The sequence below is a fragment of the Phormidium sp. CCY1219 genome, assembly GCF_055795085.1.
The window spans coordinates 1-22,409 of sequence record NZ_JAYFEQ010000228.1 but is presented as its reverse complement, the minus strand read 5'-3'; the positions used below and the strand labels follow the sequence as shown (position 1 = coordinate 22,409).

Below are 22,409 nucleotides of genomic sequence, written 5' to 3'. Positions count from 1 at the left end.
ACTGAACTCTTAAAGGCATTATCAAAGTGCCTCTACCAACTCCTTTAAGAGAAAATCCTAAAGTTGTCGCTACTTTTGTAAATCGTTACTTGCTTGGGGGTGCGATCGCTTCGGAGTGGCGAACCAAACTCAGGAGCGATCGCACGATTGAGCAATTAGCCTTTCAGTTTTTCAGCTTTGGCGATCGCTTCATCTATATCGCCCACCAAATAGAAAGCTTGTTCGGGCAGGTCGTCAAGTTTGCCAGACAGAATCATCTGGAAGCCTTTAATCGTATCTTCCAGCTTCACGTACTTACCAGGCGCACCGGTAAACACTTCTGCCACGAAGAACGGCTGAGACAAGAACCGCTCGATCTTCCGGGCGCGCGCCACAGTCAGGCGATCGTCTTCGGACAATTCATCCAAGCCCAAAATCGCAATGATGTCTTGCAGTTCCTTATAGCGCTGCAAGGTGGCTTGCACTTCCCGCGCGGTGTTGTAGTGTTCCTCACCCACCACGTTGGGCTGCAGCATCGTGGAGGTGGAACCCAGGGGATCCACTGCCGGATAAATCCCTTTGGATGCTAACGCCCGGGACAACACCGTGGTGGCGTCCAGGTGAGCGAAGGTGGTGGCCGGTGCCGGGTCGGTCAAGTCGTCTGCGGGTACGTACACCGCTTGAATCGAGGTAATCGACCCTTCGGTGGTGGAGGTGATCCGCTCTTGCAGTTCGCCCATTTCCGTAGCCAAGGTGGGCTGATATCCCACAGCAGAAGGCATCCGACCCAGCAGGGCGGATACTTCAGACCCCGCCTGCACGAAGCGGAAGATGTTGTCGATAAACAACAGCACGTCTTGCTTGTTCACGTCGCGGAAGTATTCCGCCATCGTCAGCGCCGACAACCCAACGCGCATCCGCGCACCCGGGGGTTCGTTCATCTGACCGTACACCAGGGCCACTTTCGATTCGCTGAGGTTTTCGGCGTTAATGACCTTGGATTCGATAAATTCGTTGTAAAGGTCATTCCCTTCGCGGGTGCGTTCGCCCACACCACCAAACACGGATACCCCACCGTGTGCTTTGGCAATGTTGTTGATCAGCTCTTGGATGATGACGGTTTTACCCACACCAGCACCACCGAACAATCCGACTTTTCCGCCCCGTCGATAGGGAGCTAGCAAGTCGATGACTTTGATGCCGGTTTCTTGAATCGAGGGCTTGGTTTCTAATTCGGTTAAGGTCGGGGCTGCCCGGTGGATGGCCGATCTTTGTTCGGCGTTGACTGGCCCAAGGTTGTCTACGGGTTCGCCAATCACGTTAAAAATTCGGCCTAGGGTCATTTGGCCCACGGGGACGCTGATCGGCTGCCCCTGGTCTACCACTTCCATACCGCGCACTAATCCGTCGGTCCCGCTCATGGCAACGGCGCGCACTTGGTTGTCCCCAAGTAGCTGCTGCACTTCACAGGTGACGGAAATTTCTTGTCCGGCTTCGTTTTGCCCTTTAATGGTCAAAGCGTTGTAGATCTGCGGCATTTGGCCTGCCGGAAATTTAGCGTCTACAACCGGTCCAATAATTTGGGTAATGTATCCTACGTTTGTTTTTTCTGCGGTGGCTACCATGCTTGCGTCTTTCTTGATAATTCAGCTATATCGGATCCGCTCTGACAATCTGACTTCGCAGTGACGTACTCCTCACACCGATGCAAGCATACGGTGCGGGCTTCTCCCACCGGAAGTGTTTTACCACTGGCTACCGGGTTCGAGTTATTATAGTGAGGAGACGCCCACCCCCACTTTAAAAATCTGCTTCTCCATTCAGGAGGCTTGCTTTTTTTAGGGCCTTCTATTTCAACGTTGGAAACTGCGGACTTGCGGCAGATGCCTACCGGTCAGCTCCGGTTGTCGGTAGAAGCCCTACCGTATCGGGGGAAAGTCAACCCTGCGAAAGCGAAAGCAATTTTAACACTACTCGCTCGGTTTTTATCCCGACGCTGACCTCCGGTACAGCGACTGGCTGACCTCCGAGCCAGCTAAAATTGCCACCCTTTAGGGTATCATCAATCGGGATCGCCGTACAATTCTCAATCGCATCGAGCGCGATCGCTCGTTTTTTTCTCGGGGCCATCTGCCTGTTGCTATTGGCCGATCGCCCTCCCTGTTTTCTGCAAGTTGCTGATTAATTATTCACAATCTGTAATATTTAGCCAAGCTGGCAGCTTGGATCCGCCAGCTTTGATAGAAAATGGGGGAGTTGGATGGGGCGATCGCCTAGGGGTTGGAGGATGAGGGGGAGAGACTCTGGGGGGTGGCGATCGCGGTTTTAGAGAGAAATGGCGACTTCTGGAGTAGCTTTGTGGGGCAAAATGCTCGGGTGAGGAGGGATGACGCGATGGGGAAGGAGAGAACCACTGGTAAAAGGTGCAGCCACCACAGGCGATCGTCGCCAAATCAGCCTCGAAGAACACTGTTTGAAACCTGCAAAAGGAGTTGGATGTCAATCTGGGGATGACTCGTGCAGGCGATCGCTGGTGCAGTTCGCTCTGTCTGGTTAAAGGGTCAATTCAATACCAGCCCCAACCAACCCGATTGCGTCACAGTTGGGGTTTGAACTTTTTGAGCAACGTCATACCCGTCACCATCGCTAAGCCAAACAAAACTCCCGGTTCCGGAACTCGCTCCGCATTTGGGGGAAGCTGGGTTCCGAGAGATCCGCCTTTGAGAAACACAGCCGAATCCAGGTAGCCATCGCCCACATCTTTGATATTTATGGTCAGGGTATTGGTCGCATTTTGGTTGACCAGCCCCTCAAAAGTCAGCGGTTTTGTGTACCCATCGAGTTTTGTCATTGTAGTGCTTCCCGTGGGGTTAGAAATGAAATCGGGGTGATAGGAACCTTCTGGATCGGGCACGAGATGGTTAATTGTGACGGATTGTCCATCAGTGAGGGTGGCGAGATTTTCTCCATTCAAGAGCAGTTCAAATGAATCGTTAAATGTGGAACCACCAAACTCGACAAACTCTTCCGAGCCAAACACATATTCAAAGAAGAGTTTGTCTACTGAGGTATCCGCATCAAAACTAATTGATAGAGAAATGGCGTCATCTTCTGCGCCTTCTGTACCGAAATCGGTGCTGAGATCGTTGGGGACAGTGGAAAAATCGGCGATAATTCCACCATCTTCGGCGTTTTGACCCGCTAGAACGATCGCATTTCCCGTACTGAGGACGATACCGGAACCCAAGTCGAAGGGGTCATCGTTAAACAAGCCAAATGCATTGGCGTCACCGGTGGTTGAGATAGAAAAATTACTCAGTCCCGTGGTATCTCCGAGCAGAGCGTCGAGCAAATCTTGGGTGCTATTATTTTGGGTGATGGTAAACGCCATTGCCGGCGCGCTGACCAAAGAAAGGGCAACACTGGTGGCGATCGCTGTGGTGGTAGCGTAGGAAATTCCGTTCATAGATACTCCTGAAAAACATCCTGCGACAATCGAATCATCGACTTTAACTCGAGTGTAACCGCATTTTTGGCAATTACCGGAAATTTTAATAATTCAGCAACAAATGCCTCGGCCCTGGGAGGAACGAAAATTCGGAAATGCAATCCGGTTGCTAGTTCCTAGGGAAGCCATCTACGGCAAGAATCAAACTTTAGTGTAGCCGTATTTTTGGCGATTTCCAGAAATTTTAATACTTCAGCAAGAAATGTGCCGCCTGTGGGATGAGCGAGGATTTGAAACTCTGGCGGAAGAATCTCTCGGGAGACAAGAGAGCTGAGGCGTTCAGGTGTACCATCGGCAATGCTGTGGCGGAGGCGTCGCCTTGGTTTCTACCGCTCTCAACACCTTGCATTCCGCAGTTGGGAGAGTTCTAGAAATAGAAATACCGACCCACCACTCCATTTTAATCGCGTATTCTACTGCTACCGCGATGATGAGGAAAATGAGGAGGGTCTGCGATGCTAGGGGATTGGGACGAGAACGCTGGATCGGATTGATGCCAATTTGACCAGCACGGCTCCAGAGTAGGTTCCTCAACCCCCAAGCCAATCAGTAGCCAGCTCGAGAGCAAAAGTGGAAGCATCAGATGCAGGGGTTGTATTTCACAAAAAATTGGGAGACTTGCTGACACACCCTTGCGCTACTCTTCAATCAGGGGGAAACACTTACTGGGTTATACCCCACATTTATTGTATCTCAAACCATCACCTTTCTGAAGCCCAAAAATTATCCCTCGGCTGATGTAGGTTTCAAACAACTGAGCGATTGCTCGCCAAGCACAGATGAGCCAAGAGCGATCGCCCACACCCATCCTCATTGGACGAATAACCAAGGACAATTCACAGCAACCGGTGCGCGACTCGGCAAAGGAACTTGCAGCGGCGGGGATAAAATAAAATGTTTGAGCAGAAAATTCCAACATATTTTCGGAACTTTTGGGCGCAAAATTATCCGTTGGATTCAAGGGTAACACAAGTTCAAAACAACCGAATTGTGCGCGGTAAACTTGGTTATTTTTTTCCATCAATGTTAGAATTAGAAAAGAAAAATAATGCTACAGCGTTCGCTCCAACTATCAGGAGAAAACGGATAAAGTTTTGTGAATTTTTTGGCGAAAAAAGAGAGAAAATGAGTGAAGCGATCGCCTCTTGACCCTGTAGGAGGCGCAATCATTGACCCCCTTAGAGATCGCCGCGTGGGTGCCTGCATCAAGTGCTAAATCCGATGGAGGTCGAAGCGAGGTTTGTCGGCCAGCACAATAAATTACCAATAAAATGCAATTTTTATCGGCACTAAACCCTTTTCAATTCCAAGACTTATCCAGTTTAAATCAATGCAGCAATTCAGATAAACGAGAATATTTCCCCCATAGACATGACAAATTCACTGGTCTCGGAGAGAGGCCAGCATTGAGGAGTGAGGGTTACCAGAAGGGAGCTATAAGAGCAAAGGGGGCATAAGCACGAGAGGTCGAACGGTGCTGAGGGTCACGAACTAGAAGACGCGGGATTTTCTTCTTTGATGCGTCGGATAGGCAGGTTAGCAATTAACGCAGTAGCGCGTTGGTTGTTTTCCAGGGAAATTTCCAATCCTTCGATATCGAGTTCGACATAGCGAGAGACCACTTGGAGGATTTCTTGGCGCATCGCTTCCACGGTTTCTGGGTTGAGGTCACTGCGATCGTGAGCCAGCACCAGTTTCAGGCGACGTTTGACTTCCTCACGACTGTTGTCGTCGCTGCTTTTCGGGAAAAGTCTTTCGATGAGTTCGCTAATCATGGTGCTTGGGGGGTGGTAGAGCCTTAAACGATCTTAGCCGATAATTTTTTGCGTAGCCACGTAAAGAAGTTTTCTTGAGGAACGCGCAGATCGAGAAAATCAACTTTTTCTCCTTCCAAGCGGCGAGCGATATTATCAAAAGCGACCCCCGCCATCGAGAGATTATCCGATAATACCAACGGTTCCCCGCGATTGGTAGAAACAATCACGCGCTCGTCATCGGGAATAATGCCCAGCAGGTTAATGGCCAGAATTTCTTGCACGTCCTCGACCGACATCATATCATTCGATTCCACCATTGCCGGTTTGAGGCGGTTAACCACCAGGTTAATTTTCTTGACATCGTGAGCCTCTAACAAGCCCACCACCCGGTCTGCATCGCGGACGGCGGCGATTTCGGGGGTGGTGACGATAATCGCTTCCTCAGCGGCAGCAATGGCATTTTGAAAGCCCATTTCAATGCCGGCGGGACAGTCTACGAGAATAAAATCAAATTTATCGACTAATTCGCTAACGATCTGCTTCATCTGTGCGGGCGTTACCGCATCTTTCATGCGATTTTGTGCCGCAGGCAGCAGGGCAAGTTGGGGCTGTCGTTTATCTTTAACTAACGCTTGTTCGAGGCGACAGTGACCCGCAATGACTTCCACTGCCGTGTAGACGATCCGGTTTTCCAATCCCAGAAGTAAGTCTAGATTTCGCAGACCGAAATCGGCATCCACGACAGCAACAGTATGACCCCGTTTTGCCAAAGCCATTCCAATATTGGCTGTAGTGGTGGTTTTACCCACCCCTCCTTTACCCGACGTGATGACAATAATGCGACTCATGTAACAGGATGACTCACTTTTCTAACTGCTGGCGGACCGATTCGCGGTTCTCGTGCCTTGGTTTGAAGGTTTCAATTCCCCACAGGGATGAGGGGAAATTGACCTTTTAGCGGTTGAGTTTTGTTTAGGGTTCAACGGTGGTGCCGTGGCACGAGAATGGCTGGATCGAGTTTAGCGCATTTACTTTAGCATGATGAGGGTAAGCCATGCGAATCATTAACCACAACTTAGCTAAATTGCGAGAGGGCTTGGGTCTTGGAAAAATCGCTGGCGCGGGAAATGCGGATCCCTTCGGGGGAAACGTAAGCCACTTCGGGATAAAACTCGGGTGGGGCTTCTGGTGCTCTGGCCACGAAGTCGGCAATCCGAATTTGGGTCGGTTCCATCTGCAATGCCATGATGATACAGCGAGCGTTGCCGCTGACACCGGCTTGAGCAATGCCTCTTAAACGCCCCCAGACGAGGATATCGCCGTCGGCAATAATGGTTCCCCCCGGGTTGACATCGCCGATGACGATCACGTTACCGGCGTGGCGAATTTCGACCCCCGATCGCAACGTGGTTTCCAGATAGAGCGGATCGGCGAGGGATTTGGCGGTGGGGGCATGGGCGGCGGGATTGAAGGCGTCGAGGGTGGCCCGTTGTTCCACGGAGTAGCCTGCAGTTACAGCAGCAACGGCGGTTTGTCGGCGACTGGTGTAGATGCGGCGCATCTCGAGTTTGACCTCTTTGAGCGCTTCGGCGATCGCCTGCAATTGTCGCACGTCCAACAACCGATCTTGCGCCAGCAGGTTAACCGCCGAGTGGGGTTGCCAAAAGCGATCGCCGGCATTGAGCCGATGCTTTAGCTGTTGCCAAATCTCTTTCCACTCCGTTGCAGATTGTTTATTCTCTTCCTTCTGAGTGTGGTTTTCCGGTGGCAACACCAGCAGCAGTTGTCCCCTATTATCGGTTTTAAACCGGACTTGCCAGGTGGGTGTCGCTTCCGCTTGCTTCACCACATCAGTTTCTTCTGTGGCAGTTTCGGCAGCCTCTTCGCGGTTTTCGGAAACAGTGGAATCGTCTTCGCGGTTTTCGGATTCGCGGTTTTCGGAAACAGTGGAATCGGTGGAAGACACTGAGGTATCGGAAGTCATGGCGCTAAATGTCCTATTGTAATCCCAGATAAGGATTTTACTTCATTGTTCTCCCCCTAGGATATTAGCATCTGAAAATTCCACTTATAGCATTTTTGGGGAGGGATCTTGGGCGGTGGTTCCTGCTTCGCCCCCTCTCTGGCGGGGGCGATCGCCTCCACTCCCCCATTTTCCCTGCCATCTTTCTCCCTTTCCCCCGAAAAACTTTCCCGGCTGTGTCATTCCCTTATCCCATCTCGGCCCACTTCATTAACTTGCCCAACGCCGAAATATCCACCCAAATATCTTCGTAAAGCGGATGAGTGTAGTAGCGTCGCCTTTCCTCAGAGCGCGAGTAATACGCCTCCAAATCGCCTCCCAATAAATAATAATACTCTAACCCAACTACATTGGCGAGCAACCAATAATTAATCGAAATCCCAGTGGGCGAAAATATTTCTATAATTTTCGTACCCGCTTGGCAATACACTGCATTCGTCAGTCCCGCCCCATGGGGCGCAACAATCGCATCCGCCACAGCAAACAAGCCAATTTGTTCCGCAAACGAAAGCGATTCGAGGGAGATTTTGACAAATCCATACTGACTTAAAAACTGCACCACTTCTTCTTCATTCACCACCTGTCGATAGCTGGCCGTTTGGCGAGTGATATAGAGTCGGCGCGGTTGGTCTAATTTGGGCGTGGCTTTTTGCGGGAGAAAGGTTTCTCGGAGAAATTCGCTACTCCACTTGGCAATTAAACCCACTTGACCGGGCAAGGAAGGTACCAGCAATTTCTTGGCTTTTATGTGAGGTAGTTTGGTGCTTTCTATAATCTTTTCTGGGGGAATACCGAGCAACTGCAAACTGTCTTGCTGGAAGGGCAAATCGCAACTGTTGACGGCAAAAAAGTCGATGGCAGCGAAGTCGATATTGCTCTGACGCAGTAATTCAATGCGCGGGAGCAAATCTGCTTGCCAATGATAATAGGTTCGACCGCCGCGCACGGTTAAAAAGGCAACAGTTCCATCGATTTGTGTGGGCGGGGGTAACTTGGGAGAAACGGCGATCGCTTCTGCACTCCCTTGAGAAACTTCGTCCAAACAGCCACCATCCGCTGTAAAAATAGCCGTGTTGTGGGCATCTCCCCAAGCGCGTCCGTTGTTAAGAATTGCTACAAAGGTTTCTGGGTTGAGATATGCTTCCCACTTAAAATACCGATGAATAGAGTTCTCGAAGGTTTTTGGCGCAGAAAGATAATAATAAAATTTAGGCTGAATCGGGACAACTTCGATCGCCGGAGAAGGATGGGTGTAAGAGGTAAGTTTCAGGGGGAGTAACGGCCCGGAATAAAATGCGTTAATCTCCTCAAAGGGAAGAATGTGGAGGGCGCAAGCTAGGGCGGATTCTGTGCTGCCTTTTTGGAAAAAAAGGTAGCATAATTGGAGGTAAGCGTCCTCGAATTGCGGTTGAATGAATAGGGTTTCGATGTAGGCAGCGATCGCCCCATCCAATTGTTTTTGTTGCATCAGGGCATTGCCCAAACTAAAATAGGCTAGGGCGAAGTGCGGATTGAGGGCGATCGCTTGCCGATAGCATGTCACCGCCGCATAAATGTTTCCCTGCTTTCGCCGGATAACGCCCAAATTAAGATACACTTCAGGATAATTGGGATTAATTTGCAAGGCAGTTTGGTAGCACTGAATCGCCCCATCAAACTGCTCTCGTTGTGCCAGGGCATTGCCGAGGGTAAAGTAGGCAGTGGCGGGAATTAATTCCGGTTGCAGGTTGCGGGCTTTATCGTAACAGCGAAGTGCGGGGAAAATTTTATCTAAACTGTGGAAAATTTGGCCTAAAGTGTGGTAATATATTGGACAATGGGGTTGCAGTTTGATGGCTTGCTGGCACAGGGCGATCGCGGTGGTCAATTCTGCGCGATCGCAATTCAGTTTTGCCTGTCGATGCAGATGTGCTGCCTTCTCGGATTGCTCAGCAGCGCGACTATCGAGCGGGTGATTCATAATGGTTAGAAAGCACAGAGAAAGAAGCGGCGATTTTGAATGAATTATCCGCCATAATTAATCAGTGAGTGAGTCTACCGCATGTTCGGGGAAGGAAAATGCGGTAGACTCGGAATAAAAAAGCGTTAACTTTGGTGGCTGAGGCGGTGATAAACGGTAACTAAACCATTCACATCGCCCACATTGCCGGGAAAGAGAACCACGGGTAAATTGGGAAATTGAGGATGTTCGGCGGGAGTGCGGACGATGGAGCAACCGGCTAACACTTGACCGAGTAAGCGGGCGGTGGTCAAGGCCAAACCGGTACTCAAAACATCATTAGAAGTAATGCCGCCTTTGCTAATTAAAAAGCCAATATCTTTTGGCAAACCGCGCACCACATCCATTAATAAAGAAGACACGGCTGCCCCAAATGCTAAGCGAGTTTGGACGTCATTAAAAACCAGTTCTTCGCGACTGGTGTAAATGACCGGGGTTTTACCGTCATTGTGGGCTTGATGGACGTTTTTGAGAATTTTGTCGAGCAATGCTTGACGCTGAGTCGCAGACTCTTCGAGTAAATGAGAGACATCGATTTCGATACCGATGACGGAGGTATCCACCAGGAGACGTTCTAACTGTTGGGTGGTTTTTTTCACGTGGGAACCGACGAGAATCGCCCCGGGTTTGCCTTCGCGGACGAATTGCCCCATATCTTCGGCGGGGACGGGTTGAGGGCCGAGTTTGGCGAGGGAGGTGAGCAAACTGGCGGCGCTGCGGAAGAGGAAGCGTTTGCCCTTGCTGGCGGCGGAGAGGACATCGCTGGCGAAGCGATCGAGGTCTGCTTGGGTTTCGGCATCGACGACGCAGCATCGGTTGTCCGAGAGTTGCATCAAGCGTTCTTCGGTGGAGATGGGGTTCATTGCTTCGCCTGCGGGACGCATATCGGCGATGCCAAATCGTTCCACGTCGGCGGCTTTTATTCGACCTTGGGTTTTTTCTTCCACATAGGCGGGAAGGTAGCTATGCTGATATCCGAAGACGGAATCTTTGGCGAATTCGGTTTCGTGGACCGGGGTTTCGACGCCATCGACGATCAGATAATGGGTGCTATTTTTGGTGATGCGTCCTCCTTCAAAGAAGGCTGGGGTGAGAAAATGGGCGTCAAAGGAGCCGAGTTCTTGGGCGATCGCGTCGGTTTCGATGGGATAATGGCCGCGCAGGGTGGAGTCGGAACGACTGACGATGAGGAAATCTTCGATGTTTTCCGCGTCTAGGGATTGTTTGAGGTTGTGGCAAACTTCCCGGGTGATGGCGTCTGCTTGTTCTGGGGTCAGCGCCCGGGTGTTGGTCAGGATGAAGAAGATGGCAGAGCGATCGCGCAACCCCTCGCGCAAGGTCTCTACATCCCAGCGGGTCAGCAGCAGGCAACTGTGAACCGTTTGGGACCCGGTGGGGTCATCATCGAGAACGATTATTTTCGGTTGAGTAGTCATATTTTATCGGAATGCTGAGGTTGCTATTTTCTCATCTTGCCAGAAATGCTCACCCAGATAAAACCGGTTCGCGGGGGATTGAGAAAACCGGGGGGCGATCGCGGCGGATTTTTTGTTAGTAATGGGGGCGGCGGTTCTGCATTTTTCGCAGTTCTCCTTGGGTGTTTAATGCGATTTGCAAGGCTTCATTGAGCAAGCGTCCGCGTTCGCTGGCTTTGTCGCTAACTTGCAAGGCTTCTAAGGCGTTTAAGTTGTTGGCAAATAGTTCGGGATTGCGTTGGATGAAGTTTTTGTTTTCCCGCAGGATTCTTTCGGTTCTTAAGGCGCGCAGTAAATCTTGGCGGGTGAGTTCTAAGGCGTCAATGATTTCTTCGCGATTGGTGAGTTGGACTCCGGGGTTGCCCACTTCTTCGAGTTGGTCGTTGAGGTCGATGGCTTTGATCAGGTCGTTATAGTTTTCTACGTCATCGAGGAGTCCGAGGAGGGAGTCGCTTTTATTGGTGTTGTTTTTTAGCCACAGCAAGCGGGTTAAAATGGCGCTCAAACAGGTGGCGATCGCCATAGCGGTCAGCACCACCCACGGCGGACGATTGGGAAAGGCGAGGTCGATGGGCAATCCCTTAACTTGCCATGCAATTAAGTCGCCGACGATTAAGGAGGCGACAAATAAAATGATGGTTAAACAACAAACCACGAGAGTTTCTTTATATAAAAAATTCGACCTTTTTTCCCCTGCTTCTAGGGTGGAAGGTCGGATTAAATCGTCTACGGACACGCCACTGAGGCGTCGGAGTTCGCCTTTGGTGATTTCTAATCCCTGTAAATCGCGTCGCACAGATCGATGCTCCTATGAGGTAATTTCTCTGTCATGCAGCCGAGGGACTTTCGCGCAGGATGCTGCGTCCCTGGTGGATATTTTAACAAAATTTGTCGGTTGGTTCTGGGGTTTGGGATATTTTTCCCATTTCTTGGTTGGCGCTGAGGGCTATCTGGAGGGCTTCGTTGAGCAGTCGCCCGTGTTCGGTGGCGCGATCGCTCACTTGTAATGCGGTTAATGCAGTTAAGTTATTGGCAAATATTTCCGGGTTTCTGGCAATGAATTTTCGATTTTTTCTCAGGATTTTCTCGGTTTTTAAGGCGCGAATTAAGTCTTCGCGGGTGAGTTGCAGGGCTTCGATAACTTGTTCCCGATTTTGTATATGCACGTCCGGGTTGCCGGCTTCTTCTAGGCGATCGTTGATGTCGATTGCTTTGATGGTTCCGTTGAATCGCTCTACGTCGCGAATCAATCCGGGAAGGGATTGGGTAACGTACTTTTTCACCCAGAAAAATTGAATGAGTTTACTGGCGATGATTCCCAGGAAAAGTTCGAGTAAAAGGAACAGAAAGCTGGCGGGAAAGTTGAGCTGCAGTCGGTTCATCAGCGTCCCATAGCTCAAGCCGATGATAAAGGTAAAAAAATGGGGTAAATGTCGGATGAAAAATGGGGATTCGCTGCCCGAATCTAGGGCAATTAGGGTGGGGAAAGAAAAGTGGATAACTGCTTCTATATCGACGCCACTCAATCGCTTGAGTTCGCGCGAGGTGATGGGTAAGTCTTGTAGATCGGGTCGCACGGCTGGATCTCCCTGGTTTGACAATCACTGTGCAGTCTGTATTCTGCTACTATACAACCGGATCCGCAGTATTCTGGCGAGAATGGAAGTTCCCCCGAGGGGTGACGCGGTGGCGGAGTCCGGGGATAAGGGTTGGTTTTCTTAATTGTGGCACAAGCGTGGTTTTTTTGCGGCTAGGAGACTCAATTGTGGCAAAATATGGCCCGGGTTGCGTGCCGGAGACTCAGCCAGTGTGGTGGCGTTTCTGAGGCGGAATCGCGATCGCGAAATTTTCTCTGGGGGGCCAATGGTTTGGATGGGTTCGGTTTAGGGATGCGATCGCGGACGATGATGGCTTCAATAGCCTACTCGGGATTGTCTTTATTGTGCCTCAGTCATAATACTCATCCGCTTCCCCCGATCGGAGTTTCACTCCGGACATTTTTTCTGTCAAGGGGTGCTGCATTTTTGTATAACTTGGCTCGATTTATGTATAATTAATGCCGTCGGGCGTTAAGTGAAAAAAATTCTCCCTTCAATCCAGGGCAAACAACCGTATAAAACAGAGGTAACCTAGTATTGGTTTTTAACGTGAGGCTATAAGTAGTTTTGTCCCGTTCCGGCGCGCGCTGGGAAAGCTTCTCCAGAGCTACCCCCTCCCCTCAGTAAGGCAAGCCTAAGAGGCCCGCTTGCTTAGCTGCTTCACTCCATTTCAGATTCCAACGTTCCCTGGCCAAATTAGATACATTTGCCGTTTCTAGACTCCGTAATACTCCTGGAGATAATACAAAACTGCTGGACAAAAAGGTTGATATTTTCCATCGTCATCTCGCTGCTGAAAATCTCGATCTACAAGCTGTGCTTCTGTCTCGGTGATTCCTATCCATATATCAATTGCCTCCATACGAGCCTGTCTGAGGTCGTAATCGTTGAGTCCAAAAATATCGATAGTTGTTGCAACAGCTTCAGTCTTTTCTGACTCTTCTGTTGGGAGCATTTCTCCGTCGCCTGAGTATCTAAAAAAGGCTTCGCAATTTACCATCAGTGGCGAAACACTAATGTGACGATTGCCTTTTTTCTTACCACAGCGATTGAGCCAATTCGGATCTCTACCGCATGACGCGAGTAGATTGGTGTAATCCAGAGCTAAATCTGGATCGGTTTCGCTTTGAGGTTCTAAATGTTCAAGGTAGCTGGTCGTGGAATCGACTCGCTGACAGCAGTAGCAGCAAATATAGCCTTGTTCGCTCAGTAAAGCAGCATGGAGCAAACCCTTTTGCGGGTTTTGCAGGCTTTTATAATCGCAATTGACCCCGCTCTCCCGTTGTGCTTCCTTCCATTGGGTAAATTCTTCAGGTTCATTTCCCTTCTTGATGTATTTCATCGGTTGAGAATTTCTTTTCTGCGAATCAGTCCATCGGCGCGCACAAATTTTGGATCGTCCGAGCCTAATTTTTCGGCAAGCTGTTGACGTAATTGGCGGGCTTTGTCCAGTTCTCCTCTATCAATCAGGCGAAATAGTTCCAAAAATTTTTCCTCGATTTCGGGCGGACGTTCTCGCGTATCCATGAGGGTTTCTAAAATGCGATTGCTATCTTTGCCAAAGGAGCGTAGCTTTTCGGCGACAATTCCTTCTGATGTCATCGTTAAAAGCTGTACCCATTCAACATCACTAATAACTTGGGGAGAATGAGTCGTGACGGTAAACTGACAGTTGGGAAAAGTGTGAGTTAAAGCAGGAATAATACCTCGTTGCCACTTTGGGTAAAGATGCAATTCTATCTCATCGATGAACACAACACCGCTCCCGTTGAGGGGATTGGTGTCGGGGTCGGGATTTGCGATCGCCAAACGTCTTGCCAAATCGCCAACTAATGCAAGTAAGCATTTTTCTCCATCGGAAAGTTGACTGACGCTGAGTTGTTCCCCTTGTTTGGAAATCGTCATTCGCAATGGCGATCGCTGAATTCTGATGTTTTCTATGCCGTCCAACAGTCGTGAAATGGCTTGTCTGACAGCTTCTAACTGGCGATCGCGATAATGGATCGACTCCATTAGCCGTCGTTCGTTTTCTAAATCTTCGCGTTCTCTAAACCATTCAAAAAACCGCCTGAAGGCGATCGCACCTCCGGTCAGTCCCTCTTCATACCCCGCGATCGGGTTCTCGAAAAAATGCTTTTTCCTAATTCTTAACGGAATATCCAATACCGCACGATTGGTTGGATAGTACGCCAGGATCGGTAAAGCAGTCTCGGGGTTTTCATCCAAACGTTCGTGAATGTCGCTAACCACTTTTCTTAACTCGGCCAGATTGCTGCTGGTATCTTTCCTGCAGCCGCTTCTGGCTTTAGTGCGAGACCATTTGACTGGATGGCTATCTATCATCACTGTAATTTCGTTATGGGTTTCTTTTGAACCGGTTTTAATATCTTCTTCCCTAAACAAACGTCCGGAACTCTGGGGATTTTGCAACCGCGCTGTAAACCAAGACAAAAGAATAGCTAAACAATCCAGAATGCTCGATTTCCCAACACCGTTAGCTCCAATTAAAACCGTTGGTTCGGTTGGCTCGAACTCCAACGTCAACTTCTCGATTCCTCGAAATGAATCTACACTCAAGTGCTTAACTTTCATCATTCGCTTTAAACTCCTTTACGAGTTGGACTGTTTCCCTTTCTATTTTTAAAATACATCGCTCCATCGGAATTTATTAACCCCGTGCCGAACTCCCTCCATACATAAATGTTAAAATGCTTGAATCCACTCTTTGACTTCATACTCCGTCCAAATACCATTTTGCCAATACGGAACTGCTTCTATCGCCTGTCTTACTGTGGCTTCGTCTGCTGCTTCGTACACCCCAAAGACTTTGGTTAAATCTTGTGTCGGTTCGATGGTAATTACCAACCCGGCTTCTTTTTGTTTGGCAACTCCATCTAAATGTGCTTGTCGATAGAAGGCGTGTTTTTCCGTAACATTTTCGCAGTAATTCCGCCACATTACATATTTTGGCATATCTCGATTGACGCGATTCTACACTACCAGTCATTTTACAATTTAGTACGTCGTCAACACCGTTGGCAACTGAATTCCTCTGCCTCTGCAATTGTTGGATATTGCTAACTTGTTATTAGCAAATTTAATCCTTTTCGTACAACAGATAGGGCGATCGGCTTGGGAAATGGGAAGCGCCTTTTTTTAGGACGAGGGAGAGTTGTCAATTATCTTCTAGACAAAAAGGAGAGTCCCAAGCTATGATTATTGATAGCCACCATTGCAAAAAAAAGTAAAATTAAAAAGTTAATTTCACAGTAAAATATCAGATACCAGTCTTTTATAAGAAGCTTATGCACCAATAGGAGGAGGTAAGGCTAAAGAGGCTTGTGAAGCACTGGAGATTTTAATGTATTAAGCAAAATTAAATCGCACAAGCCAGAAAAAATGAGAATAAAAACCACTCAAAAAGCTTGCCGTTGCCGAGGCTGCCGATAGCAGTAACCAAAGCACCTAGTTATATAATTAAACCGCTCAAAGTCATTGTAAGTGCCACAGGAATAACACCCGATTACCTTGGGGGAATCGCTCAATCTTAAACCGAACATTCTTGTCCACTTGCAGTGACTTGAAATGTTTAATCTACTCAACCGAAATCTAATCAGAGATAATGCATACAAAAGCCATGAACGATAAGAGTATTCAGGAATTGCTAGAGCGTTTGGATTCAGATGATGTGGGACGACAAGCCAAAGCATTGCTCGATCTAATTGATGCAAAAGTTTATCAAGCTGCACCGAAGATAGTAAAGTTACTGAAGTCTCCCGATATAGATATTCGGGGGGATGCGGCATATGCCTTGGGATATGTGGGAATCCACGAAACCGAAAGTGTTGGTGCAGCGCTAATGGAAATCCTGAATGATGAAGATGAGTTGGTAATATCTGAAGTCGTCGAGGTTCTTGGTGGACTTCAATATACCCCAGCCATTGAATTGATTGGAGAGTTATTAAGACAGGATCCTTCACCTTTGGTTCGCGCATCAGCGGCAGAAGCACTGGGATATTTAGGAGGCGCTGAAGCCATAGAATCCCTTGAACTTGCACTCCGGGATTCTGACGAAGATGAATCAGTGCGAGCCTATGCAGCAAACTCCCTGGGGCTGTTAGGCACCAACCAAATTTTATCCAAACTGGAAACTTATGTGAAATTAGAGCCTTCCCTCAGCGTGAAAGCTGAATTACTGGCGGCAAGATATTGGCTGGGAGCCAAAGAAGATATTAAACAGCTTTTGAGCTTGCTGAATAATGCTGACGAACATTTGGTCACATTAATCCTAAATATTTTAACGGATTTGACAGAACGCCAGGTTCCATCAACACTGCATAGTGATGCCCCTAATATTCGGGAGGTATTGAGCAATATCGGGCAACGCATACCGATACTGCGTCCTCATGCTGAAAAGCTGATGGTGCAAGCATAAAACAAGAGGTAGAATGCGCGATCGCGTTTTACACTCGCATTGGCGCGAAAATTCTCCCTGAGTGGCGGTTCTGTGGCGTCACCAGGGATGCCCTGAGCAAGTTAGGGTCCTACGCCTGATAGGTCAGACCCCACACTGGGAATACTTTTGATTATAGAAACCCAGAGTTGGCGAGGGTTATTATGGCGGCTACGATTGCAATTTTAGAGGATAATCAAGGGCGCATCCAGGCAATGGAACAGTGCCTCAATGACTCTTTTCCCGCCTGGGAGCATATTTTTTTCAATAATGCCCCAGAGGCGATCGCCTGGTTTAAAGAACACCTCCACCAGTGCATTCTCATCAGTCTCGACCACGATTTAGGGCCGAGTTGGGAACGCAATGGTCAACCGTTTGACCCGGGAATTGGACGGGATGTGGTGAATTATCTCGTCACCCAAACGCCCCAGTGTCCCGTGATTCTTCACACCGCCAACAGCGAGGCGGAAATTGGCATGGAAATGGCCCTGGTGGCGGCCCATTGGACCGTGGAACGGGTGATACCCATTTCCCCCCTTGATGCCCCGGAAAATGGGGCTTGGATCCAAAATGAGTGGGCGGGGGCGATCGCGAAATTATTAAAATCCACCGTGAATAAATTAAAGCGTAAGGGAAGTAATGCCCTGGAGGCTAATGGGGACATTCCCCCCCCTTTAACCCCACCTTGTTCGCGAATGATTATTGTATTAGATGACAGCTCTCATTGTGAAAAAATAATTCGCGAACAACTGCAGGAGGTATTCCCGGCGTGGTCTTCTGTGTGTTTTAAAGATTCTATCGAATTAATGGCTTGGTTGTCAAGCAATACCCCGCGTTTTAGTCGTTTAAATCGAGCGAAAACGATTGTGGTATTGGAGGATAATTCCAAGCGCCTAGAACTGATGCGACTGCATATCAACGAGTTGTTTCCGGATTGGTCGTCGGTATTTTTCGATACAGCTCCCGATGCGATCGCTTGGCTCTCGGATAATTTAGCCAAATGCGATTTAATTAGTTTGGATTATAATTTAGGAACCAGTTGGACGCGCCAAGAAAAGTTTTTTGACCCGGGTACTGGCAAAGATGTGGTGGATTATTTGGCGACGAAACCGCCACAATGTCCGATTATTTTTCACACCTCCCGGCGGCAAGCAGAAATTAGCATGGAAATGAGTTTGATAGACACGGATTGGATATTCGATCGCGTGTGTCATCATAATGATTTGAAATGGATAGAAACCCGGTGGATCGAGTTAGTAAAATTGCTGCTGCATCCGATTGCCAATCAGGAATTGACCTTGGCGGATATTCCGTTTTCGATGGCGCGATGGCGTTTGTTGAACCTGTTTGCGTTGACCTTTGATGGGTATCGGGTGTGGGAGTCACCGCAAGCGTGCATCGAAGTGGGCGATCGCTGTGCTGAGAAGTATTTTCGCAAAGGGATTCTCCCCTCATCTTTAACCGAACTTCGCACCGCCTTATTGGTGGCGCGCAATTACTGGCGACACTACGATAGCGAACCCGACGAGGAGACGATGGTGTTCCTGCGTGCGATGGTGGAGTGCATCCGGGAAAAAGTCCGCGCCGGCGAGATTGACTGACCCGGGGACAGTTCCGGATCCACAAAGGCATTTGCGAGGGTGTGCAGTGGGATCGGCGTCGGCCCTGTGGCGGTAGAATTGGGTAGCGAACCGGGGGTAATGCTTATTTTGGCAATTGACACCAGGGTAATTCTACTCATTTTTCATCAATTTATTTCGTTTGTCATCCCTCGCAATTCCAATGGAATCAACCCCGCCGAGGGAGTCACAAGACATCTTTGCATATTGGGGAGATTCCCCCTAGTATTGTCCGTGACTTTCTCTCGGCGAACCCCCTTGAAGCGCTTTAAAGCCACCGGGGATCGTTGCTGAACCCTTGCCAGTCTGTTTTTCCCGGCTCCTTTGTCCGGGGGGTGGCGTTGAACCATAAAAAATATTAATTTTAATAAATTTTCCTAGCTTTTAGGGCGGAAAAGTTTTAAAATATTCTTAAATCTTCAGAAGATGAGGAGGGTTTGCCGTGGTACAAGCAGGTGGAAGGCAGCGATGGCATCTCAGTCTCGAGTCAAAAAATATCTCGCCGATTGGCTGCAACTCGGTCAAACCGTTTGGCTGGACAACGGGGCGATCGCGAAAACGCCAAAATCGATAATTTGCGGCAACTCCTACAGCACAGAGTTCCAACAACTCTGGCAAACCTTGCGATCGCCCACATCGGGAATCTGTTATTTGCAAGGAACCGAGCAAACCATCGCCGAATTATTGACGCCAAGGTGGGAAATCTTAGATTGTGCCCGCTGTTCGATGCCCATCCCCCTACCCACCGCTGGAATGTCCCCCATGACTTGTCCCTGTCACGACTTACCCCACTGGCCCAACATGCAACTCCCCACTCCGCGATCGCCGATCGGCGATCGCGCTACCCTGAAAGGTATCTGCAATTCTATTGACACGATGGTATATCCAGCAGAGTTATCGGCGTTGAGTACAGATATGGAAAGGTCAGAATACGCCCCATCAGAACCCACCCTCGATCGCATTCGCCCGCAAAGCGAACTAATTTTAAATTCCGTGGGAGAAGGCATCTGTGGGTTAAACAAACAGGGCAAAATTACTTTCATCAATCGCGCCGCCGAAAAAATGCTGGGCTATGAATCGAAAGAAGCGATCGGTCAATCCCTGCAAACCTTTTTATTCCCCTCTGTGACAGATACCAATGTCTGCCCCTATCTCAACCATTTAATTGATGCCACTCTCGATGGCGGCGTGGTTCATTACGTCACCGACCAAGAATTTTCCCGAAAAAACGGCACCTGTTTCCCAGTAGAATACTTCATTACTCCCATGCGGCAAAAAGGCGAAATCGTTGGAGCCGTACTAACCTTTAAAGATATCAGCGATCGCCTCGCGCTCGAGCGCATGAAAGATGAATTTGTCTCCGTGGTCAGTCACGAACTGCGAACCCCCCTCACTTCGATTCGCGGCGCGTTAAAATTGCTCTCTAGCGGGTTACTCACCGCCGAACCGGACAAATCGCAACGCATGCTCGAAATTGCCGTAGACAATACCGATCGCCTCTTGCGCCTGCTCAACGATATTCTCGATATCCAGCGGATTACCTTTGACAAAACCACCATCGTCAAGCAAACTTGCAACGCCGCCGATTTAATGAATCATGCCGCAGAAACCATGCAAGGAATGGCGGCAAAAACCCAGATTAAAATCGCCGTCGAACCGCTCAACCTCAGCTTGTGGGCCGATAGCGATCGCCTGCAGCAAGTCTTCACCAACCTCTTAAGTAACGCGATCAAATTTTCCCCCGCCGGTTCCACAGTTTGGCTCACCGCCTCCCTACAAGACAGCGCAATTTTATTCCAAGTTATCGATAAAGGACGGGGCATCCCCGCAGAGAAACTCGAAACCATATTCGAGCGCTTCCAACAAGTGGATCCCGACGACGCCCGCACCTATGGCGGCACCGGTCTGGGATTGGCCATCTGTCAGCAAATCGTACAGCAACATGGCGGTCGCATTTGGGTCGAAAGTAAAGTCTCGGAAGGCAGCACCTTTTCCTTTACCCTCCCCCTCTTCCCCGTCGCTCAAATTGCCGGATAAACATTACCCTATAAAAGTTTATCTGTCAAGAACTGACCGCCAAAATTGACCCGTTAATATTCACTAATTCAACCCTCCCCCTCTCTCTAAATAAACCCCGATCCACAGATGCGAATCGGGGCAATAGAGTATTCAGCACTTAAGTATAAGAACGCAATCAGCGCCGATTTCCACGCCGATTAAATCAGCGAAAACGCCTCCGGAGTCAGATCGCTTTCTTGTACCCCCGTCAGAGAGGCCAAGACTGCCTCGGTTTCCGTCACTTGAATCAGCGTCGGATCCGTACTCGCGCTACCTTGGGTAATCGTCAGGTCATCAAAGGTCAAACCACCAGACAATCCCAGAGTATCTTCACCGAGGACAAAATCCACGATCGCATCCGTACCGCTATCCGCTGCTAACGCGAAGGTATCTGCCCCTTCACCGCCGATTAGCACATCTTCACCCGGACCGCCGGTGAGGGTATCGTTGCCCAAGTCGCCATAGAGCACGTCATTGCCCAAGTCGCCATAGAGCATGTCATTGTCCTTGCCACCTCGGACGATATCATCTCCTTGACCGCCATACACGGTATCGTCCCCTTGGTTGCCGTTGAGCTCATCCGTGCCTTGGTTGCCATTGATGTTATCTACCCCTTCGCCACCAAGTACGGTGTCGTTACCTTCACCACCTAACCCAGTATCATCGCCAAGGTCGCCATACACTTCGTCTGCGCCGTCTTCGCCGAAGATAACATCGTCATTTTGGCCGCCATGCACCACGTCATCCCCCGCGCCACCGGCAACCGTATCTTCCCCAACGTTTCCGTTGAGGTTATCATCGCCTTCGCTGCCTTCGATCGCATCTTCGCCATCCATTCCTCGGATATAATCGTCGCCTTCCGTACCGGCGATCGCGTTATCCCCTTCGTCACCGTCGATCTGTTCGCCGGGAACCGATGCTTCCGGGGTATCCTCCTCGGTTTCCCCTTCACCGGTATCCTCACTGTCGGTATCTTCGATGTCGCTGACTTCGCCATCCTCAGACTCTTCTACCGCTTCTTCCCCAGGGCCTTCCTCTGGGTCATCCTCGGAACTGTCGGGAATCGGCTCGAGTATCAGAGGCATATCCGCGTCATCGTCGCCCTCGGCGATCGCCGCTTCCATATCCGCCAGGAATGCTTCCCCCGCCTCGGATGTGCGCCAATCTTTCTCCGGCGCGATCGCTTCATCCAGATGCAGGGCGCGTCCCTTCGCGCCGGATACCCGGAACATCACATCGTTATAATCCCGATCCGACCCGCGATCCACGCGCAGATCTTCCATCGCAAATACCGTGCCATCGCCGGTCATATCCGACACCTGACCCATTTGCATCCCATCCTCGGGATTGGCAGTTGCTAAGGAAAATAACGGACGTTTCGCACCCAAACTCCCCGGGCGATCGAATGCTTCTTGCACCGTACCCGCCGGCACCAGCATCACCCCAAAGGCATCCCCGGGATTCATGGCAAAGTTCTTCTCGCCCTGGTAACTATCGGCATCGTAATTGAAGTAGTCGCCGAGGGGTTCGGTCATTTGCGCTCCTTCGATCCGGTCTCGAATCACCACATGACCGAGTTCCGAACCAGTGAGCGATCGCCGCGCCGCTTCTTGGATGAATTCTTCCGACCCCGGTTCTAGCTCTTCCATCCCCTCAATGCTGAAGATGGCTACTTCACCTTTATATGCACCACCGTCATACAGATAGTCGAGACTCACCTCGCCGCTTTCATCGACAATGAAAAATCCCGATTCAAACGGTCCGACATTCTCGGGCAAGGTATCTTCGCCTTCCGACCCTTCGATATCGTCGTCGCCTTCCGACCCTTCGATATCGTCGTCGCCTTCTGACCCTTCCATATCGTCGTCGGAATCTTCCATATCATCGTCGGAATCTTCCATATCATCGTCGGAATCTTCCATATCATCGTCGGAATCTTC

At 49.6% G+C, this 22,409-nt stretch carries 17 protein-coding genes; 3 read left to right on the top strand and 14 right to left on the bottom strand.

What is annotated here, in order from left to right:
• Positions 1–155: 155 nt before the first annotated feature.
• The 13 genes from atpD to AC0QH1_RS02160 form a co-directional block, all read right to left on the bottom strand.
• The gene (gene atpD / locus AC0QH1_RS02220) at positions 156–1,604 is read right to left on the bottom strand and encodes a F0F1 ATP synthase subunit beta (RefSeq protein ID WP_324629153.1); all 1,449 of its coding nucleotides are present in this window, start codon (positions 1,602–1,604) and stop codon (positions 156–158) included.
• A 971-nt stretch (positions 1,605–2,575) separates the two neighbouring features.
• On the bottom strand, positions 2,576–3,445 hold the full coding sequence (locus AC0QH1_RS02215) for a choice-of-anchor L family PEP-CTERM protein (RefSeq protein ID WP_324629152.1): 870 nt from the start codon (positions 3,443–3,445) through the stop codon (positions 2,576–2,578).
• A gap of 712 nt (positions 3,446–4,157) precedes the next feature.
• Positions 4,158–4,511 (bottom strand): hypothetical protein, encoded by a 354-nt coding sequence (locus AC0QH1_RS02210; RefSeq protein ID WP_324629151.1) that lies wholly within the window; start codon positions 4,509–4,511, stop codon positions 4,158–4,160.
• 460 nt (positions 4,512–4,971) lie between these two features.
• Positions 4,972–5,262 carry a cell division topological specificity factor MinE gene (gene minE / locus AC0QH1_RS02205; RefSeq protein WP_324629150.1) on the bottom strand — a complete coding sequence of 97 codons (291 nt, stop codon included), beginning with the start codon at positions 5,260–5,262 and terminating at the stop codon, positions 4,972–4,974.
• A 23-nt stretch (positions 5,263–5,285) separates the two neighbouring features.
• Positions 5,286–6,092 carry a septum site-determining protein MinD gene (gene minD, locus AC0QH1_RS02200; protein ID WP_324629149.1) on the bottom strand — a complete coding sequence of 269 codons (807 nt, stop codon included), beginning with the start codon at positions 6,090–6,092 and terminating at the stop codon, positions 5,286–5,288.
• Positions 6,093–6,319: 227 nt separating this feature from the next.
• Positions 6,320–7,228 (bottom strand): septum site-determining protein MinC, encoded by a 909-nt coding sequence (minC, locus tag AC0QH1_RS02195; protein WP_324629148.1) that lies wholly within the window; start codon positions 7,226–7,228, stop codon positions 6,320–6,322.
• A 226-nt stretch (positions 7,229–7,454) separates the two neighbouring features.
• Positions 7,455–9,227: a tetratricopeptide repeat protein gene (locus AC0QH1_RS02190; RefSeq protein WP_324629147.1), complete on the bottom strand. Its 1,773-nt coding sequence runs from the start codon at positions 9,225–9,227 to the stop codon at positions 7,455–7,457.
• Positions 9,228–9,352: 125 nt separating this feature from the next.
• Complete coding sequence (locus AC0QH1_RS02185) at positions 9,353–10,702, bottom strand: four-carbon acid sugar kinase family protein (RefSeq protein WP_324629146.1); 1,350 nt, start codon at positions 10,700–10,702, stop codon at positions 9,353–9,355.
• 115 nt (positions 10,703–10,817) lie between these two features.
• A complete protein-coding gene (locus AC0QH1_RS02180) occupies positions 10,818–11,537 on the bottom strand; it encodes a hypothetical protein (RefSeq protein WP_324629145.1) in 720 nt (239 codons plus the stop codon).
• Positions 11,538–11,619: 82 nt separating this feature from the next.
• Positions 11,620–12,318 (bottom strand): hypothetical protein, encoded by a 699-nt coding sequence (locus tag AC0QH1_RS02175; protein ID WP_324629143.1) that lies wholly within the window; start codon positions 12,316–12,318, stop codon positions 11,620–11,622.
• A 736-nt stretch (positions 12,319–13,054) separates the two neighbouring features.
• Positions 13,055–13,681, bottom strand: coding sequence for a retron system putative HNH endonuclease (locus AC0QH1_RS02170; protein WP_324629142.1), 627 nt, complete (start codon positions 13,679–13,681; stop codon positions 13,055–13,057).
• Positions 13,678–14,934 (bottom strand): AAA family ATPase, encoded by a 1,257-nt coding sequence (locus tag AC0QH1_RS02165; protein ID WP_324629141.1) that lies wholly within the window; start codon positions 14,932–14,934, stop codon positions 13,678–13,680. The genes AC0QH1_RS02170 and AC0QH1_RS02165 overlap by 4 nt, the downstream gene beginning before the upstream one ends.
• A gap of 108 nt (positions 14,935–15,042) precedes the next feature.
• Complete coding sequence (locus AC0QH1_RS02160) at positions 15,043–15,312, bottom strand: YciI family protein (RefSeq protein ID WP_324629140.1); 270 nt, start codon at positions 15,310–15,312, stop codon at positions 15,043–15,045.
• A 664-nt stretch (positions 15,313–15,976) separates the two neighbouring features.
• Between AC0QH1_RS02160 and AC0QH1_RS02155 the strand changes: the two genes are divergently transcribed.
• The 3 genes from AC0QH1_RS02155 to AC0QH1_RS02145 all read left to right on the top strand — a co-directional run bounded on the left by AC0QH1_RS02155 (position 15,977) and on the right by AC0QH1_RS02145 (position 20,448).
• A complete protein-coding gene (locus tag AC0QH1_RS02155; RefSeq protein ID WP_324629139.1) occupies positions 15,977–16,774 on the top strand; it encodes a HEAT repeat domain-containing protein in 798 nt (265 codons plus the stop codon).
• Between the two features lie 182 nt (positions 16,775–16,956).
• Positions 16,957–18,393 (top strand): cyclic-phosphate processing receiver domain-containing protein, encoded by a 1,437-nt coding sequence (locus tag AC0QH1_RS02150; protein WP_324629138.1) that lies wholly within the window; start codon positions 16,957–16,959, stop codon positions 18,391–18,393.
• Positions 18,394–18,879: 486 nt separating this feature from the next.
• On the top strand, positions 18,880–20,448 hold the full coding sequence (locus AC0QH1_RS02145) for an ATP-binding protein (RefSeq protein ID WP_324629137.1): 1,569 nt from the start codon (positions 18,880–18,882) through the stop codon (positions 20,446–20,448).
• 179 nt (positions 20,449–20,627) lie between these two features.
• Here AC0QH1_RS02145 and AC0QH1_RS02140 read toward each other — a convergent pair.
• A partial coding sequence (locus AC0QH1_RS02140; protein ID WP_324629135.1) for a DUF4114 domain-containing protein occupies positions 20,628–22,409 on the bottom strand: 1,782 nt, incomplete at its 5' end.

What these genes read in the sequence shown, in the direction of transcription:
- AC0QH1_RS02145 (WP_324629137.1), top strand. Translation starts at nt 18,880, where the DNA reads ATGGCATCTCAGTCTCGAGTCAAAAAATATCTCGCCGATTGGCTGCAA.
- AC0QH1_RS02150 (WP_324629138.1), top strand. Translation starts at nt 16,957, where the DNA reads ATGGCGGCTACGATTGCAATTTTAGAGGATAATCAAGGGCGCATCCAG.
- minE (WP_324629150.1), bottom strand. Translation starts at nt 5,262, where the DNA reads ATGATTAGCGAACTCATCGAAAGACTTTTCCCGAAAAGCAGCGACGAC.
- AC0QH1_RS02165 (WP_324629141.1), bottom strand. Translation starts at nt 14,934, where the DNA reads ATGATGAAAGTTAAGCACTTGAGTGTAGATTCATTTCGAGGAATCGAG.
- AC0QH1_RS02155 (WP_324629139.1), top strand. Translation starts at nt 15,977, where the DNA reads ATGAACGATAAGAGTATTCAGGAATTGCTAGAGCGTTTGGATTCAGAT.
- AC0QH1_RS02160 (WP_324629140.1), bottom strand. Translation starts at nt 15,312, where the DNA reads ATGCCAAAATATGTAATGTGGCGGAATTACTGCGAAAATGTTACGGAA.
- AC0QH1_RS02190 (WP_324629147.1), bottom strand. Translation starts at nt 9,227, where the DNA reads ATGAATCACCCGCTCGATAGTCGCGCTGCTGAGCAATCCGAGAAGGCA.
- minD (WP_324629149.1), bottom strand. Translation starts at nt 6,092, where the DNA reads ATGAGTCGCATTATTGTCATCACGTCGGGTAAAGGAGGGGTGGGTAAA.
- AC0QH1_RS02215 (WP_324629152.1), bottom strand. Translation starts at nt 3,445, where the DNA reads ATGAACGGAATTTCCTACGCTACCACCACAGCGATCGCCACCAGTGTT.
- minC (WP_324629148.1), bottom strand. Translation starts at nt 7,228, where the DNA reads ATGACTTCCGATACCTCAGTGTCTTCCACCGATTCCACTGTTTCCGAA.
- atpD (WP_324629153.1), bottom strand. Translation starts at nt 1,604, where the DNA reads ATGGTAGCCACCGCAGAAAAAACAAACGTAGGATACATTACCCAAATT.
- AC0QH1_RS02185 (WP_324629146.1), bottom strand. Translation starts at nt 10,702, where the DNA reads ATGACTACTCAACCGAAAATAATCGTTCTCGATGATGACCCCACCGGG.
- AC0QH1_RS02170 (WP_324629142.1), bottom strand. Translation starts at nt 13,681, where the DNA reads ATGAAATACATCAAGAAGGGAAATGAACCTGAAGAATTTACCCAATGG.